We start from the raw sequence: 16,338 nt of genomic DNA on the forward strand, positions 1-16,338 counted from the left end.
TATTCGGGCATTCCGGTCTACGGTGTAACCGTTCAGTTAGATGTGGCTGGACGGCACCGGAAAGGACGGCCCGCATGACGACCACCTCCGAGCTCCCGACCTTCACCCTCACCGGCGGTCTGACGCTCACGCGCATGGGATACGGCGCGATGCAGTTGGCCGGTCCCGGCGTCTTCGGCCCGCCCAGGGATCGCGGCCAGGCGGTCGCCGTCCTGCGCGAGGCGGTCGAGCTGGGCATCACCCATATCGACACCGGTGACTTCTACGGCCCCGCCGTCGTCAACGAACTGATCCGCGAGGCCCTGCACCCCTACCCCGACGACCTGCACATCGTCACCAAGGTCGGCGCCCGCCGCGACGACCGGGGCGGCTGGATCCCCTCCCTGGACCCCGCCGACCTCAAGGCCCAGGTCCACGAGAACCTCCGGCACCTCGGCCTGGACGTCCTCGACGTGGTCAACCTGCGCACCGGCTCGCACGAGGGCGTCACCGAGGACTCGATCGCCGACCAGTTCGGCGCCCTGGCCGAGCTGCGCGAGCAGGGCCTCGTTCGCCACCTCGGGCTGAGCGGCGTCTCGGACGCCCAGCTCACCGAGGCGCAGGACATCGCGCCGGTGGTCACCGTGCAGAACCTCTACAACCTCGCCAACCGCGCCGACGACGCCCTGGTCGACCGTTGCGCGCGCGAGGGCATCGCCTTTGCCGCGTTCTTCCCCCTCGGCGGCTTCAGCCCTCTGCAGTCGCAGACCCTCTCCGACGTCGCCGACCGCCTGGGCGCATCGTCCCAGCAGGTCGCCCTGGCCTGGCTGCTGCAGCGCTCGCCGTCGACGGTGCTGATCCCCGGCACCTCTTCCGTCGCCCACCTGCGTGAGAACGTCGCCGCCGTCGACCTCGCCCTGCCCGCGGACGCGATCACGGCACTCGACGCCATCGGCGCCTGAGGAAACCGCCCGTCCGGACCGCGTGAGCAACGCGCCGGACCCGACGTCAAGGACCGCACCATGCCCGACACCACCATCGCGGACCGGCCGGTCATCGGATTCGTAGGTCTCGGCGATCAGGGCGCGCCCCTCGCGCAGGCCATCGCGGACGCCGGATTTCCGCTGCACGCCTGGGCCCGGCGCCCCGCCTCACTCGCCGCCCTCGACGGCAGACCGTACTCCGCGCACGAGACGCTGGCCGACCTGGCCCGCGCCGTCGACGTGGTCGCTCTGTGTCTGCGCGAGGACTCCGACATCCTCGAACTGGTCGAACAGCAAGGGCTGCTGGAGCACATGCGCCCGGGCTCGGTCCTGGTCAACCACGGCACCGGCCTGCCCGCGACCGCGCACCGCCTGCAGAAACTGGCCGGCCCGTCCGGCATTCACATCGTCGACGCGCCGGTCAGCGGCGGCCACGCGGTCGCCGTGGCGCGGGAGCTGACGACCATCGCGGGCGGCGACGACGCGGCCCTCCGGCTGGTCACCCCGGTCTTCGAGAGCTTCTCCAAGCAGGTCATCCATGTCGGGCCGGCCGGTGCGGGCCAGTACGGCAAGTTGTTCAACAACGCCGTCATGATGATGAACCACAAGAACCTGCTGGACGCCCTCGCCGTCGCCCGGGCACTCGACCTCCCCCTCGCCCCGCTCCTGGACGTCCTTCGCTCCGGCTCCGCCGCAAGCTTCGCGCTGTCCGCCTTCGGCCCCTCGATCACCGCGCAGAACGCCGACCACCTGCGCGAGCTGGAACTGATCGACATGGACCTGTTCGCCGCCGCCACCGCCGGGAACGCCGGGGAGGAACGCGACACGGTCGTGGCACGCGCCGCCGCCGGCGCCCGGGGACTTCCCGAACTCACCCGCATGACGGGGAACTGACGCCATGACGCGGGCGACCGGAACCGCCCCCCACCGAGGAAGCACCGTGTCCGACCTCTTCCGCAGTCCCTTTGACCGCCACTCGACCGCCGCGGACGTGATCGCCGGCGTCGACCTCTCGGGCCGGCGTGCCGTGATCACCGGCGCCACGTCCGGCCTCGGTGTGGAGACGGCCCGCGCGCTGGCGGCTGCCGGCGCCGAGGTCACCCTCGCCGTCCGACGCCCCGACGCCGGCGAGGCGGTCGCGGCCGACCTGCGCACCAGGACCGGCAACGACGCCGTTCACGTCGCCCGCGTCGACGTCGCGGACCTGGACTCGGTCCACGCTTTCACCGCCGCCTGGACCGGCCCCCTGCACATCCTCGTCAACAACGCCGGGATCATGATGCTCCCCGAACTGGAGCGCGGCACCGGCGGCCACGAGCAACAGTTCGCCACCAACTACCTGGGACACTTCGCCCTGGCCCGCGGCCTGCACGGCGCGCTTGCCGAGGCCGGTGGGGCACGCGTGGTGACCGTGGCCTCCAGCGGCCACCTCTTCTCCCCGGTCGTCTTCGACGACGTCGACTACCGCTTCCGCCCGTACGACGCGCTGGGCGCGTACGGCCAGTCCAAGACCGCCGAAGTGCTGATGGCGGTCGAGGCGGACCGGCGCTGGGCAGGCGACGGGATCAGGTCGAACGCCCTGCACCCCGGTGCCGTCGCCACCAACCTCCAGCGGCACACCGGCGGGCTGCGGACGCCCGAGCCGTACCGCAAGACCGTCGAGCAGGGCGCGGCCACATCCGTCTTCCTCGCGGCCTCTCCGCTGGTCGCCGACATCGGAGGCCGCTACTTCGAGGACGTCAACGAAGCGCCGCGGGTCACGGAACGGCCCACGGAACCGGGCGTGCCCGGGGTGGCGGCCTACGCACTCGATGGCGCGAACGCCGAGCGCCTGTGGGGGTTCGGTGCCACCGTGCTGAGCCGCCGTCGCTGAGCGTGCGGCATTTCATGGCATTCCCGGGGCGCTTTTCCTTGCTCCCCTGATAATCGCACTATTGGTCCGCACGAGGGACTTGAGCGCGATTGTTCCGCGCGCCGTGTCGTCGGCGCGCCGCCCTCGTTTCGCATGACGAAGGTGGGGATTCGGGAGAACGGCCGTCGCTTCGACGGTGAGGAACTCGCTCCGAAGACTCCGTGGCGGAAAGGATGCCAATTGAAGTACGTCAAGTCTGCCGTGGTCCTGTGCGGTGCCGCTCTGGCGCTCGGCGCGGCGGGCCCGGCGGGCGCAATCGACCCCGGGCTCACCAACCCGGACCTGAGTCTGGACGCCGCGGCCGCGCAGGCCGTGGAGGGTCTGGTGAACCAGCCCACGACCGAACTGGTGCAGCACAACCTGCCGGTCGACGGGCCGGAGGTCCGAGAAGTCACCCGGCCGGTCGACGATGCGGCGCACGACGTCATGCGGGACGTCCTGCCACAGGACGTCCTGGCGCCCGCCGGCGTGGAGTCCCTCGGCGGCTCCTGAGCGATCGGTTTCGCTCCGGATGCATCCGATCGTCCGAACGGACGTTTTCGGATAACTCACTCGCGGGTGCGGAGTCTTTTCAGCGTGCCCGCATCGTTGTTCCCTCAGGCGGAAAAGGAAAGAAAAACATGAGGAAGTACCTGAAGTCCGCGGCGGTTGCCGTCACCCTGGTCGGCGCCTCGGCGATGGCCGCCCCGCAGGCGCTGGCCGCCGACGACGGCGACGGTCCGTACGCCAACGGCAACGGCTCGATGCAGGCATACGGCAACACCCAGACGGACGGCTACATGAGCCCGAACATGGCCCTCGTCAACGGCTCGTTCAACGAGCCCTGCGTCGCGCTGCCGCAGGCCGGCAAGAACGTGAAGGACCTCGTCGGCGTGGTCAACGTCGGCGTGGACGACGTCCTCAACCAGAACCAGAACCAGACCTGCGCCAAGAACTCCAGCGCGGACCAGGGCGACGCCCCGCTGTCCCACCTGCTGGACGGCTTCCCGATCCTCTCGGGCAACGGCGCGGGCAACGACGCCGGCTGAGTCCGGCACCAACGGGGAATCCCGGTACCCGGCCCGGGGCGAGTCGCGTGCTCGCCCCGGGCCGGGTCCTTGTGCGGGGCAGGTGCGGGAGTCCACGTACAGGAGTACCCGCACGGGAGTGACGCCCGCGGCGCGCGAAGGCGGCCCGCGGAGTGCTTCTCCGCGGGCCGCCCTCACCGCTCTGCCAGGCGGCTGTGCTCAGCCGACGAGGCCGGCGGCGAACGGGCCGACCGTCGGCAGCTCCTGCAGGGACGCGCCCTCGGCCAGCGGGCCGGTGACCGCCGCGGTGCTCACCGGCGCACCGTTCTCGCCGATCTGCGTGCCGACCGAGTTGTCCAGCGGGTCGGAGCCGGTCTTGGCCATCGGGTTGAGCTGGAGGTCGGTCAGCGGCGCGAGCGCCGTGCGCCTGGCCGTGTCCGCACCCCGGTTGACGCCGGCCAGAGCAGCATTGACCTCGTCGGTGTCGATCTCGTTGTTCTCGCCGACCTTGATCTTGTCCAGCGTGTCCACCGCGTCGGGCAGCCTGCCCGCGAGGCCGTCCGCGGGTGCCGCGGCGGCCCCCGCGGCTCCGCCGGCCGCGAGCGCGGAGCCCGCCGCCGCCGTGATCAGGCCGGCGCGCAGCAGGGCGCGCTGCGTACGGGAGGGGATTCGGGAGGCGTGCTGGCCCATGGTCACCACCAGTGAGTAAAACGACACTTTCAGTGGCATGCTTCCACAAACCCCTGGATTACTGAAAATCCTCCCTTGCGCCTCACTGTGCGCATCCGCCTCAACTGTTTTGTGAATACGCTGTGACCTCCGGTTATCCGGTTGCCGGGGTGCTCCGAAGCCCGTAAACATGGCCCGATGCCGCAATTGACCACCCCCCACGTTCGATTCCGGGCCTCCTTCGCCGGGGCGATGAAGGAGTTCGAGGCCGAGGGCAGGGGCACGGTCGGCGACGACACGTCCATCGGTCAGGACCTCCGCCGCTGGCGCCGGCGCTGGCACGACCCCGCGGTCTTCGACTCGTACGTCGCGGGGCTGCGCGCCGAGGCCGACGAGACGATCCCGATGATCCGCCCGGGCTGGGTGCACTGCACCACGCTCTGGTACGGGGACGGCGACACCTATCTCGGCCGGATCGCCATCCGGCACTCCCTCACCGACTGGCTGCGCGAGCAGGGCGGCCACATCGGCTACGACGTCCGCCCCTCCGCCCGCCGCCGCGGGCACGCCACCGCTATGCTGCGCGACGCGCTGCCCGTGGCCCGGGACCTGGGCCTGGCGGAGGTGCTGGTGACGTGCGACCACGACAACGTCGGATCGCGGAAGGTCATCGAGGCCAACGGGGGAGTGTTCGAGGACCGGCGGGGGCTGAAGTTGCGGTACTGGGTCGCCACGGGGGCGGCACGGGCGTAGCGGCGCAGGGGGATGTCCGCACGGGCGGACGAGGGGGATGAGGGCCGTGGCCCAGGAACGGGGACGGGAACAGGACCGGGAACGGTACGGATCGGCGGCGCCCGGCGGCGGTGGCTGTCTCGCGGCGCCGGTCCGGTGGACTGTGCTGATCCTGGTGGTGCCGGTTCGGGCCGCGTGGGACGTGCTCGTGGCCGCCGCCAAGGGGCTCGGTGCCGGGCTCGCGTGGCTGGGCGGCAAGCTGGTGGCCGCGCCGGTGGTGTGGCTGTACGGGCGGGTGCTGGCGCCGGTGGGCCGGGGTGTGGTGTGGCTGTTGCGGGCCGCCGGGGCGGGGGTGGCCTGGGTGTGGCGGTGGGTCGTCGTCGCGCCGGTGGTGTGGGTGTGGCGGTGGCTGGTCGTGGCGCCGGCGTCCCTGATCTGGTCGTACGTCCTGACCCCGCTCGGCCGCGGTCTGCTCTGGCTGCTGCGCGGCCTCGTCATCGCCCCCGCGACCGCGGTCCACCGCTACGTCCTGCGCCCCGCCGGCACCGCCGTGACCTGGCTGTTCCGTACCACGGTCCGCCTCGTGGCGGCCGGCGGGCGGGCCACCGGCGCCGGCGGCAGGTGGCTGGCGTACACGCTCGTCGTCGCGCCGGCGTCGTGGACGTACCGCCGGGTGCTGACGCCCGTCGGGCACGGCGTGGCGTGGACGCTGCGCGCGACCGGCCGCGGCATCGCCGCCGCCGGGCGCGGAACCGCCGCGGGGGTCGCGTGGCTGTGGCGGTGGGTCGTCGTGGCGCCGGCGGTGTGGCTGTACGGGCGGGTGCTGGCGCCGGTGGGCCGGGGTGTGGTGTGGCTGGTGCGGGCCGCCGGGGCGGGGGTGGCCTGGCTGTGGCGGTGGGTCGTCGTCGCGCCGGTGGTGTGGGTGTGGCGGTGGCTGGTCGTGGCGCCGGCGTCCCTGCTCTGGTCGTACGCCCTGAAGCCGCTCGGTCTCGGCCTGGTGTGGCTGGCCTTGGGGTTCGTCACCGTCGTCGGCTGGGTGCTGCGCACGCTTCTCGCCCCCTTCCGCCTTCTCTGGCGCCACGTCCTCGCTCCCGCGTGGGCCGCCGCGGGGCGCTTCACCCGGTGGCTCTGGAACGCCACCGCCCGGCCCGCGGGCCGGGCCGTCCGCGACGCCTGGCGCGCCGCGCGGGACGCCGTCGCCGCGGCGCGCGCGACGGCCCGCCGCACCCGCATGGAGCTGCGCAGCGCCCTGTTCGGCGCCCCGGACAAGCCCGCGCGTGAGGCGGCGCCGCCCGCCCCCGAGCCGTTGCCGGTGGCCGCCCCGGCACCCGCCGTGGACCTGCAGAAGCACGTGCCGCGGGGCGGCGGCCGGCACCGCTGACCGCCTCCTGTGCAGGCCCGCCGCTGCCCAACGCGGCGCGTGTACGACGCACATGAATGTCCGACGGAGCGGAGCCGCCGGAAGGGCGGGCACGTACGCTGGGGACAGGACAAGCTCACGAACGAAGGACTGAACGACTCTGGGCAAGCGACAGCCCGAAGGCCCGCCGCCCGCACCGCCGGTGCAGCGCATCCGACTCCGCTACACCAAGCGCGGCCGCCTCCGGTTCAACAGCCACCGCGACTTCCAGCGCGCTTTCGAGCGGGCGCTGCGCCGCGCGGAGGTGCCCATGGCGTACTCCGCCGGCTTCACCCCCCACCCCAAGGTCTCGTACGCGAACGCCGCTCCGACGGGCACCGCGAGCGAGGCCGAGTACCTGGAGATCGCGCTCGCCGAGGCCCGGGACCCGGAGCTGCTGCGCGCGCTGCTCGACGAGTCCTTGCCCGCCGGTCTCGACGTCGTCGACGCCGTCGAGGCCCGCGCTCCGGGGCTCGCCGACCGGCTGGGGGCGTCGGTGTGGGAGCTGGTGCTCGACGGCGTGCCGCCCGCCACGGCGGAGGAGGCGGTCCGCGCCTTCCTCGCCGCGGAGACGGTCGAGGTGGAACGGCAGACGAAGAAGGGGATGAGAACCTTCGACACGCGCGGCGCCGTGGCCGCGCTCGACGTGCTCCCTGCCGGGGGCGATAGGCCGCAGGCGGGTCCTTGTGCGATACTGCGGCTGGTAGTGCGGCACCTGACACCTGCCGTACGACCCGACGACGTCCTGTCCGGCCTGCGAGTCGCGGCTGACCTGGCGCCGCCGGTCCCGGCAGCGGTGACCAGGCTGGCGCAGGGGCCGCTCGACGCGGAGACCGGCACGGTGACCGATCCGCTTGCGCCGGACCGCGACGATGCCACGGCCCTTGCCGCCACACCGCGGGCCGCGAGCGGAGCCCCGCCCACGGCGGGGGACGGCACCGGGTAGGGACGGTGTCGAAGCGCCGCCGGTGGACGAGGGAGCCACCCCGGACCCGGCAGGCGCATGGACCAGCAGACTTTCGCCGGTCCGCCTGAGGAGGCGGGCCCGGCGAGCGAGACAAGAGCCCTCGCGCGGCGCATACGTCCCGGGCGGTGGCCCTGTGCACGGCACGGGCGCCGCCGCCGTACGGGGGGTGGCGCCCGGGGGCGTGACGGGAGAACCGCCCGCATGCTCGAACCGATTGAGCCTTCGGAAGCGCAGTCGCCTTCCGCGGGCAGCACCGGCGATGCCGAAGCCGCCGTTGGCGGACCACTCGACACCCCCAGTGACCGCCTGCCCTTCCGCCGCCGGTACCCGGCGGCGGCGGAGCCGGCGGCGGAGGTGTCACCGAGTACGTCCGCGCCGTGGGGCGCGGACGCGATGCAGAGAGAGACGGAGCCGGCCGCCGGGGACCCGGGGTCGGCGCTGACGTATGAGCCCGCCGCTCCGACGGCGGGCGGGACGGGCGCGGCGGAGCCGGTCGCGGGCCTCACCGGGGAGGTGCCCGCCGCGGCGGGCGGCCTCGGCGCACCCGCGCCTGCCGGCGGCGCGCCGGACGTGCCCGCGCCCGCGGAGCCGGTCGTAGCCGCGGCGGAGGCCGCCGGGCCGCCCGCGGCCGTAGCCGCGGAGGACACCGCCGGTGCGGCGTCGGCGGAGCCGGGTTCCGGTGCCGCGGTCGCCCCGCCGGCGAGGCGGTCGCGGCGGCGCGTCGTACGCGACGCCGGTACACCGGAGGCCACTACGCCGGACACCGCCCCGGACACCGCCGTGCCGGACACCGCGACCTCGGAGACCACCACCCCGGACACCGCCGCGGAGCCGCCCATCGAGCGGCCCGAGCCCGCGACCTCCGGGCACGCGGCACCCGCGGCCGGCCCGGACCGGCCCGCCGCGGAGCCGTCCGCCGGGGCCGCGCCGCCGCGGAGGCGGCGGGTCGTACGGGACGCGGGTACGCCGCGGCCGACGGCCGCCGCCGATCCCGGTCCCGTGGCGCAGCCCGCCGCGGCCGGACGCGCCGCCACCACAGACCACAACGACAGCACCAACGAGGGAGCCCAGACCGTGGCCGACAACGAAACAGAGGCCGACGGCGCAGATGCTTCCGCCGAGTCCGGCCCGCGCCGCAGGCGCCGCCGGGTGACCCGCACGGCGGGCACCCCGACCACCGGCACCGAGCAGGCGCCGCAGCAGACGGCGGCGGAGCCGGCCGCCGAGACCGCCACCGGCGCCAAGCAGGCGGCGGCACCGGAGCCGGCCGCCGAGACCGGCCCTGTCGCCGAGGAGCGGCCGGAGCCGGACGCCGACGCCGCCCCGAAGGGGCGCAAGCGCCGCCGTGTCGTACGCGACGCAGGTACCCCGGAGGCTGCGGAGCAGGCCGCATCGGCCGAGGCCCCGGCGCCCGCCGGGGAGCCGGGGCCCGCCGAGGCCCCGGCCGCCGGCGAGGAGCCGGCGCCGCGCACCCGCCGCGTACGCCGCCGCAAGACCGACGCTGAGGCCGCCGACGCGGCGGAGAGCGCGGCCGACGCCGCGCCGGGCGACGGGACCACCGCCGCGTCCGCCCCCGGCGAGGACGCCGCCGAGCCCGCCGCGGGCACCCGGCGCCGCAGGTCGCGCCGGGTCACGGCACCCGCGGGCGAGCCCACCCACGTCGAGCCCGCCGCCGAAGCCCCGGCGACCGCCGAAGCCGCCGAGTCCGCTCCGGCCACGGCCACGGCCGCCGCCACCGAGGCCGAGCCGGCCGCCGGCACCGGGCGCCGCCGCACCCGCCGCGTGACCGCCCCGGCGGGCGAGCCCGCCGCCGGTGCCGCGGGCGCCGGTGAGCAGGCCGACGAGCCCGCCGCCGAGTCCGAGCCCGGCACCGCGGCCCGCCGCCGTACGCGCCGTGCCGCCGCCTCCGCGGGCGAGCCCGCCACCGGCGACCAGGCCGCCGCCGCGTCGGCCGACGCCGGAGCCGAGCCCGGCACCGCCCCCCGCCGCCGTACCCGCCGTGCCGCCGCGTCCGCCCCCGAGCCGGCCGTGGAGGACGCCACCACGCAGTTCTCCGACCCCGTGGCCGAGCAGGCCGCGCCCGGCTACGGCGCCGCGCCGCTCGCGCTCTTCCAGGCGCCGGTGTTCACCGAGCCCGCGTTCCAGACGCCGCAGCGCGCCGCCGCCGAGGCGGCGGTGGGGCCGGAGGAGGACGAGGCGGCCGACGAGCTCGAGGACGCCGACGAGACCGGGGCACCGGCGCAGGCGGGCGCCGAGAGCCACGGCGAGGCCGCCGCGGACGGTGGCGCGGAGGACCACGAGGAGCAGGAAGACCACGACGACGGCGAGGACCGCGGCCGTCGCCGGCGCCGCCGCGGCGGCCGGCGGAGGCGGCGCGGCGAGGGTGCCGAGGACGGTGACCGCGGCCCCGAGGACGCCGAGTCCGCCGAGTCCGCCGAGGACGCCGCCGCGGGCGGCGACGGTGCGGACGCCGAGGACACCGACCGCGGCAGGGGCGGCTCGGCCGCCAGCAGCACCAGCAGCCGCCGGCGCCGCCGCCGGCGTCGCCGTACCGAGGGCGCGGACGGCCCCGACGGGTCCCCGGACGACCCGGAGCGCACCGTCGTCAAGGTCCGCGAGCCCCGCGCCAAGGCCGAGCCGAGCGACGAGGTGCAGTCCATCAAGGGCTCCACCCGGCTGGAGGCGAAGAAGCAGCGCCGCCGCGAGGGCCGCGAGCAGGGCCGGCGGCGGGTGCCGATCATCACCGAGGCCGAGTTCCTGGCCCGCCGCGAGGCGGTGGAGCGCGTGATGGTCGTGCGCCAGCAGGGCGACCGTACGCAGATCGGCGTGCTGGAGGACAACGTCCTCGTCGAGCACTACGTCAACAAGGAGCAGTCGGCGTCGTACGTCGGCAACGTCTACCTCGGCAAGGTGCAGAACGTCCTGCCCTCCATGGAGGCCGCGTTCGTCGACATCGGCAAGGGCCGCAACGCCGTCCTGTACGCCGGCGAGGTCAACTTCGAGGCCCTCGGCCTCGGCCACAGCCCCCGCCGCATCGAGCACGCGCTGAAGTCCGGCCAGTCCGTCCTGGTCCAGGTCACGAAGGACCCCATCGGCCACAAGGGTGCCCGTCTGACCAGCCAGGTCTCGCTGCCCGGGCGCTACCTGGTGTACGTGCCCGAGGGCTCGATGACCGGCATCAGCCGCAAGCTGCCCGACACCGAGCGGGCCCGGCTGAAGACGATCCTCAAGAAGATCGTCCCCGAGGACGCCGGCGTCATCGTCCGTACGGCCGCCGAGGGCGCCAGCGAGGACGAGCTGCGCCGGGACGTGGAGCGGCTGCAGAAGCAGTGGGAGGACATCCGCAAGAAGGCGAAGGGCGGCAACGCGCCGACCCTGCTGTACGGCGAGCCGGACATGACCGTCCGCGTGGTCCGCGACATCTTCAACGAGGACTTCTCGAAGGTCATCGTCAGCGGCACGAAGGCGTGGGACACCATCCACGGCTACGTCTCGCACGTGGCCCCGGACCTCGTCGAGCGGCTGTCGAAGTGGTCGTCGGAGGTGGACGTCTTCGCCACGTACCGGATCGACGAGCAACTGATGAAGGCGCTGGACCGCAAGGTGTGGCTGCCGTCCGGCGGCTCGCTGGTGATCGACAGGACCGAGGCGATGGTCGTGGTCGACGTCAACACCGGCAAGTTCACCGGGCAGGGCGGCAACCTGGAGGAGACGGTCACCAGGAACAACCTGGAGGCGGCCGAGGAGATCGTGCGGCAGCTCAGGCTGCGGGACCTCGGCGGCATCATCGTGATCGACTTCATCGACATGGTGCTGGAGTCCAACCGGGACCTGGTGCTGCGCCGGCTGCTGGAGTGCCTGGGCCGCGACCGTACGAAGCACCAGGTCGCGGAGGTGACGTCGCTGGGCCTGGTGCAGATGACCCGCAAGCGGGTCGGGCAGGGCCTGCTGGAGACGTTCTCCGAGGCGTGCGCGCACTGCAACGGGCGCGGCGTGATCGTGCACATGGACCAGCCCGCGGCGGCCGGGTCCGGCGGCGGCAAGCGGAAGAAGAAGGGCAAGGAAGGCAAGGAAGGCAAGGAGGGCAGGGAGGCGAAGGACGCCGGGGACGTCCAGGCCGGCGGCGAGGCGAAGGCGGTCGAGGCCGTGCCCGCGGAGGTCGCGGGCGTCGCGCCCGTCGAGGCGGAGCCGGCGGCGGCCGGCGAGCCCGCGGAGCCGGCGCGGCCGGCCCGTACGCGCCGGCGGGTGACGCGCAAGGCGATGTCGCCGGGCGGCCCGCCGCAGGCGGCGGAGCCGGCGGCCGGGGAGCCTGCCGGCACCGACGCGGCGGCGGCGGAGCCGGCGGCGGAGGCCGCGGCGGCGTCCGTGGCGGCCGTGGAGACCGTCCGGGCCCCGGAGCCGGCCGCCGTGGAGGCGGACGTCCCGGAGCAGCCCCGGGCCCGTAAGAAGACCGCCGCCAAGCGCGCCTCCGCCAAGAAGGCCACGGCGAAGAAGGCCGCGGCCAAGAAGACGGCGAAGAGCACGGCGAAGACCACCGCGAAGAAGGCCGCGACCAAGTCCGCCGCGACCAGGACGGCGACCAAGGCCACGGCCAAGAAGTCGGCCAAGAAGTCGGTCAAGAAGACCGCCGCGGCCGAGCAGGGCTCCCCGCCCTCGGTCTCCGTCACCACGGAGGACTGACGCCCCGGGTCGATCCCGCCGTCACGCCCCCTCGCCCCGCCGGTCCGCCGGCGGGGCGAGGGGCGTTATGCCTCACTTGTCGGTGCGCTTGACATCGGTTCGTACGCCGGTTTGGATACAGCGCACTCGAACGCGCGGGCGCCCCCATCGCACGGCAGTCGAGGCAGCAACCGCCGGCCGTGCACCCAGGGGGTCGTTTCCGCCATGTCCGTGTTCAAGCCCACCGGACGCCATCGTGCCGTCGCCCCGCGCAAGGGCGCGCGCCGGGCGATAGCGCTGGCCACCGTGCTGTCCGCCTCCGCCGCCCACGCCGTGAGCAGCGCGGGCGGCGCGGCGGCGGAGCCGCGGGTGTGGATCGAGGGGCCGATCTTCAACGACCCGCTGGGCACCGTGGACGAGCAGCACGCGATCCGCACCCGGCTGATCGAGCTGACCGACGCGGCGGTCCCCGGCTCGACGATCAAGGTGGCGGTCTACCACATCTGGGAGCAGCCGATCGTCGACGCGCTCGTACGCGCCCGCGACCGCGGCGTCCACGTGCAGGTGCTGCTGGACGAGACCAGCCGCAGCGACCGGCCGGACAACACCATGTACGCGAGCCTGCGGGCGGCGCTCGGCACCAGCACGGCGGCGCCGTCGTTCGTGAAGCTCTGCCCGGTCGACAAGTCCTGCCTCGGCGACCCGAAGTACGGGGTGTCGATCATGCACAACAAGTTCTGGCTCTTCTCGGAGGTCGAGGGCGCCCGGAACGTCGTCGTCCAGACGACCTCCAACTCCACCCCTTCGGCACACACGAAGTTCTTCAACGACGCGCTGCTGCTGCCGGACAACCCGGCGATGTACGGGGCGTACTCCGAGTACTTCCGCGACATGCTCGGCGCCGGCTGGCAGAGCTGGCGCTACCGCGCGGTGACCGCGAACAACGGCCTCTACAAGGCGTACTTCTTCCCGCGCGCCGGCACCACCAACAGCACCGACACCATCCACGCCGTCCTCGACAACGTGCGCTGCACGTACAAGGACGCCGCGGGGGTGACGCAGCGGACCCTGGTCCGGGTCGCGATCTTCAAGATCACCCGGAAGGCGATCGCCGACAAGCTCGTCGCGCTGAAGAAGGCGGGCTGCGGCGTCAGCCTCGTCTACGCCGAGTCCGACAGCGCGCGGAGCCAGGGCGGCACCCCCGGCACCTGGGAGGTGCTGCACGCCTCGGGCGGTCCCTCGCTGCGCTGCTACAACGACGACCGGGACCCGCAGAACCCGGGGCAGAAGCTGACCACGCCGTACATCGTGCACAACAAGTACGTGCTGATCGACGGCATGTACGCCGGTGCCCGGGACAAGCTGGTCTTCACCGGCTCGCAGAACTTCACCGGTCCCGCGCTGCGCGAGAACGACGAGGCCGTCGTCAAGGTCGACAGCGACCCCGTGCACGACACGTACCTCGGGCACTACACGTCGGTGCGGAACGTGGCGTGGCCCGGGACGGCGGACAGGACGAACCTGTGCCAGGGAGTGAAGCCGCTGCCCCAGGACGGCGAGCGACCGCTCCGATAGACCGGTTTGACCAGGCGGTCAAGGGGCCCGTAACCTTGAACGTCGGCGTGTCTGCGTGGCACGCCAGGCTCCTGAGCAACTCCCTCCCGAAACCTCCTCGTGAGCAGCGGGAGAGGCCGCTCGTCCCATGTCCCCCACCCGGGCGGCTGGCATCAGGGGTCTCCGTCGCGACTGAGAAAGAGAGCTGAAGCGCGTGTACGCGATCGTGCGCACCGGCGGCCGCCAGCAGAAGGTTTCTGTGGGCGACGTCATCGAGGTAGACCGGATGTCCAGCAAGAGCGTCGGCGACAGCGTCGAGCTCTCCACCCTTCTCGTCGTCGACGGCGAGACCGTGACCAGTGACCCCTGGGTCCTGGGCGGTGTGAAGGTCCAGGCCGAGGTCGTGGACCACCACAAGGGCGACAAGATCGACATCCTGAAGTACAAGAACAAGACCGGTTACCGCAAGCGGATCGGTCACCGCCAGTTGCACACCGCGCTGAAGATCACCGAGATCCCGGCGCCGGCCGCGAAGTAAGGGACTGAGGAGAGATGGCACACAAGAAGGGCGCATCGTCCACCCGGAACGGTCGCGACTCCAACGCCCAGCGGCTCGGCGTCAAGCGCTTCGGCGGTCAGGTCGTCGGCGCCGGTGAGATCATCATCCGGCAGCGCGGCACCAAGTTCCACCCGGGCACGGGCGTGGGCCGCGGCGGCGACGACACGCTGTTCGCGCTGATCCCCGGCTCGGTCCAGTTCGGCACCAGCCGCGGCCGCAAGGTCGTGAACATCGTCCCGGCCGCCGGCTGAGCACCGGCTCCGGACACCACACACCTGATCCGAGGGCGGTCCGCCGCTCCGCACGTGCCACGGACGACGTGCGGGGAAGCCGGGCCGCCCTCGGCGCGTTCTCCTCTCGCCGAGAAGGCGTCGTACGGACGAGCGTTCCGTACGGCTTCCCCCTCGGGAGAGGGGAACTCAGAACCACGACGCTCCTCACCGCCGGGAGGCACACCCTCATGACCACCTTCGTGGACCGCGTCACCCTGCACGTGGCCGCGGGCAACGGGGGACACGGCTGCGCCTCCGTGCACCGCGAGAAGTTCCGGCCGCTCGGCGGCCCCGACGGCGGCAACGGCGGGCACGGCGGGGACGTCATCCTCACCGTCGACCAGAACGTCACCACACTGATCGACTACCACCACACCCCCCACCGCAAGGCCACCAACGGCAAGCCGGGCGAGGGCGGCGACCGCGCGGGCGCCAACGGCAAGGACCTCGTGCTGCCGGTGCCGGACGGGACGGTCGTCCTCACCCGGGACGGCGAGATCCTCGCCGACCTCGTCGGCCACGGCACCACCTTCGTCGCCGCCCAGGGCGGCCGCGGCGGCCTCGGCAACGCCGCGCTCGCCTCCCCGCGCCGCAAGGCCCCCGGCTTCGCGCTCCTCGGCGAGCCGGGCACCGCGCGGGACGTCGTGCTGGAGCTGAAGACCGTCGCCGACGTGGCGCTCGTCGGGTATCCGAGCGCCGGCAAGTCGTCCCTGATCAGCGTGCTGTCCGCAGCCAAGCCCAAGATCGCCGACTACCCCTTCACCACCCTCGTGCCGAACCTCGGCGTCGTCACCGCCGGCGCCGTGACGTACACGATCGCCGACGTCCCGGGCCTCATCGCCGGCGCCAGCGAGGGCCGCGGCCTGGGCCTGGAGTTCCTGCGGCACGTCGAGCGCTGCTCGGTGCTCGTGCACGTGCTGGACACCGCGACCCTGGAGTCCGACCGCGACCCGGTCAGCGACCTCGACGTCATCGAGGAGGAACTGCGCGCGTACGGCGGCCTGGACGACCGGCCGCGCGTGGTCGTCCTCAACAAGATCGACATCCCGGACGGCCGGGACCTCGCCGAGATGGTGCGCCCCGACCTCGAAGAGCGCGGCTTCACGGTCTACGAGGTCTCGGCGGTCGCGCGTACGGGCCTGAAGGAGCTGTCCTACGGGCTGGCCGGGATCGTCGGCGCGGCGCGCGCGGCGCGGCCGAAGCAGGAGTCGACGCGGATCGTCATCCGCCCGCAGGCCGTCGACGAGGCCGGCTTCACCGTCGCCCGCGAGGGCGGCGGCAGCGGGGACGGCGCCGACGTGTTCCGTATCACCGGCGAGAAGCCGGAGCGCTGGGTGCGCCAGACCGACTTCGGCAACGACGAGGCCGTCGGCTACCTCGGCGACCGGCTGAACCGGCTGGGCGTGGAGGACCGGCTCCGCAGGGCGGGGGCGAAGCCCGGCGACGACGTCGTCATCGGCACGGGCGAGGACGCCGTCGTCTTCGACTGGGAGCCCGCCATGGCCTCCGGCGCGGAGATGCTGGGCCGGCGCGGCGAGGACCACCGCTTCGACGCCCCGCGCCCGGCCGCGCAGCGCCGCCGGGAGCGGGAGGCGGAGCGGGCCGAGGAGGAGTACGAGGACTTCGACCCCTTCGCGTGACCCGTA

The 16,338-nt window shown here is 73.7% G+C and carries 14 protein-coding genes; 13 read left to right on the top strand and 1 reads right to left on the bottom strand.

Features of this window, described 5'->3' with window-relative positions; translation table 11 throughout:
- The first annotated feature begins 74 nt into the window (after positions 1-74).
- The 5 genes from O7599_RS27940 (at position 75) to O7599_RS27960 (ending at position 3,902) form a co-directional block, all read left to right on the top strand.
- Positions 75-941 carry an oxidoreductase gene (locus O7599_RS27940; protein WP_281618367.1) on the top strand — a complete coding sequence of 289 codons (867 nt, stop codon included), beginning with the start codon at positions 75-77 and terminating at the stop codon, positions 939-941.
- Positions 942-1,001: 60 nt separating this feature from the next.
- Complete coding sequence (locus O7599_RS27945; protein WP_281618368.1) at positions 1,002-1,856, top strand: NAD(P)-dependent oxidoreductase; 855 nt, start codon at positions 1,002-1,004, stop codon at positions 1,854-1,856.
- 4 nt (positions 1,857-1,860) lie between these two features.
- Entirely contained in the window at positions 1,861-2,835 is a 975-nt protein-coding gene (locus tag O7599_RS27950) for an SDR family NAD(P)-dependent oxidoreductase (RefSeq protein WP_281618369.1), read from the top strand.
- Positions 2,836-3,054: 219 nt separating this feature from the next.
- Entirely contained in the window at positions 3,055-3,366 is a 312-nt protein-coding gene (locus tag O7599_RS27955; RefSeq protein WP_281618370.1) for a hypothetical protein, read from the top strand.
- Positions 3,367-3,494: 128 nt separating this feature from the next.
- Complete coding sequence (locus tag O7599_RS27960) at positions 3,495-3,902, top strand: rodlin (protein ID WP_281618371.1); 408 nt, start codon at positions 3,495-3,497, stop codon at positions 3,900-3,902.
- A gap of 198 nt (positions 3,903-4,100) precedes the next feature.
- On the opposite strand, the gene O7599_RS27965 is transcribed toward O7599_RS27960, so the two are convergent.
- Positions 4,101-4,571, bottom strand: coding sequence for a hypothetical protein (locus tag O7599_RS27965; RefSeq protein ID WP_281623546.1), 471 nt, complete (start codon positions 4,569-4,571; stop codon positions 4,101-4,103).
- A gap of 177 nt (positions 4,572-4,748) precedes the next feature.
- Here O7599_RS27965 and O7599_RS27970 point away from each other — a divergent pair, with 177 nt between their 5' ends.
- The 8 genes from O7599_RS27970 to obgE all read left to right on the top strand — a co-directional run bounded on the left by O7599_RS27970 (position 4,749) and on the right by obgE (position 16,332).
- A complete protein-coding gene (locus O7599_RS27970) occupies positions 4,749-5,303 on the top strand; it encodes a GNAT family N-acetyltransferase (protein WP_281618372.1) in 555 nt (184 codons plus the stop codon).
- A 46-nt stretch (positions 5,304-5,349) separates the two neighbouring features.
- Positions 5,350-6,663: a hypothetical protein gene (locus tag O7599_RS27975; protein WP_281618373.1), complete on the top strand. Its 1,314-nt coding sequence runs from the start codon at positions 5,350-5,352 to the stop codon at positions 6,661-6,663.
- A 181-nt stretch (positions 6,664-6,844) separates the two neighbouring features.
- A complete protein-coding gene (locus O7599_RS27980; RefSeq protein WP_281618374.1) occupies positions 6,845-7,627 on the top strand; it encodes a TIGR03936 family radical SAM-associated protein in 783 nt (260 codons plus the stop codon).
- A 414-nt stretch (positions 7,628-8,041) separates the two neighbouring features.
- The gene (locus O7599_RS27985; RefSeq protein WP_281618375.1) at positions 8,042-12,328 is read left to right on the top strand and encodes an Rne/Rng family ribonuclease; all 4,287 of its coding nucleotides are present in this window, start codon (positions 8,042-8,044) and stop codon (positions 12,326-12,328) included.
- 204 nt (positions 12,329-12,532) lie between these two features.
- A complete protein-coding gene (locus O7599_RS27990; protein ID WP_281618376.1) occupies positions 12,533-13,882 on the top strand; it encodes a phospholipase D-like domain-containing protein in 1,350 nt (449 codons plus the stop codon).
- A 193-nt stretch (positions 13,883-14,075) separates the two neighbouring features.
- Positions 14,076-14,399 carry a 50S ribosomal protein L21 gene (gene rplU, locus O7599_RS27995; RefSeq protein WP_281618377.1) on the top strand — a complete coding sequence of 108 codons (324 nt, stop codon included), beginning with the start codon at positions 14,076-14,078 and terminating at the stop codon, positions 14,397-14,399.
- 14 nt (positions 14,400-14,413) lie between these two features.
- Complete coding sequence (gene rpmA / locus O7599_RS28000; protein ID WP_281618378.1) at positions 14,414-14,671, top strand: 50S ribosomal protein L27; 258 nt, start codon at positions 14,414-14,416, stop codon at positions 14,669-14,671.
- A 209-nt stretch (positions 14,672-14,880) separates the two neighbouring features.
- The gene (gene obgE / locus O7599_RS28005; RefSeq protein WP_281618379.1) at positions 14,881-16,332 is read left to right on the top strand and encodes a GTPase ObgE; all 1,452 of its coding nucleotides are present in this window, start codon (positions 14,881-14,883) and stop codon (positions 16,330-16,332) included.
- Positions 16,333-16,338: the final 6 nt, after the last annotated feature.

This window comes from Streptomyces sp. WMMC500, assembly GCF_027497195.1.
Lineage (GTDB): Bacteria > Actinomycetota > Actinomycetes > Streptomycetales > Streptomycetaceae > Streptomyces.

Coding starts and splice junctions, on each gene's coding strand:
- O7599_RS27940 (WP_281618367.1), top strand. CDS start 75: ATGACGACCACCTCCGAGCTCCCGACCTTCACCCTCACCGGCGGTCTG.
- O7599_RS27945 (WP_281618368.1), top strand. CDS start 1,002: ATGCCCGACACCACCATCGCGGACCGGCCGGTCATCGGATTCGTAGGT.
- O7599_RS27950 (WP_281618369.1), top strand. CDS start 1,861: ATGACGCGGGCGACCGGAACCGCCCCCCACCGAGGAAGCACCGTGTCC.
- O7599_RS27960 (WP_281618371.1), top strand. CDS start 3,495: ATGAGGAAGTACCTGAAGTCCGCGGCGGTTGCCGTCACCCTGGTCGGC.
- O7599_RS27965 (WP_281623546.1), bottom strand. CDS start 4,571: ATGGGCCAGCACGCCTCCCGAATCCCCTCCCGTACGCAGCGCGCCCTG.
- O7599_RS27970 (WP_281618372.1), top strand. CDS start 4,749: ATGCCGCAATTGACCACCCCCCACGTTCGATTCCGGGCCTCCTTCGCC.
- O7599_RS27985 (WP_281618375.1), top strand. CDS start 8,042: ATGCAGAGAGAGACGGAGCCGGCCGCCGGGGACCCGGGGTCGGCGCTG.
- O7599_RS27990 (WP_281618376.1), top strand. CDS start 12,533: ATGTCCGTGTTCAAGCCCACCGGACGCCATCGTGCCGTCGCCCCGCGC.
- rpmA (WP_281618378.1), top strand. CDS start 14,414: ATGGCACACAAGAAGGGCGCATCGTCCACCCGGAACGGTCGCGACTCC.
- obgE (WP_281618379.1), top strand. CDS start 14,881: ATGACCACCTTCGTGGACCGCGTCACCCTGCACGTGGCCGCGGGCAAC.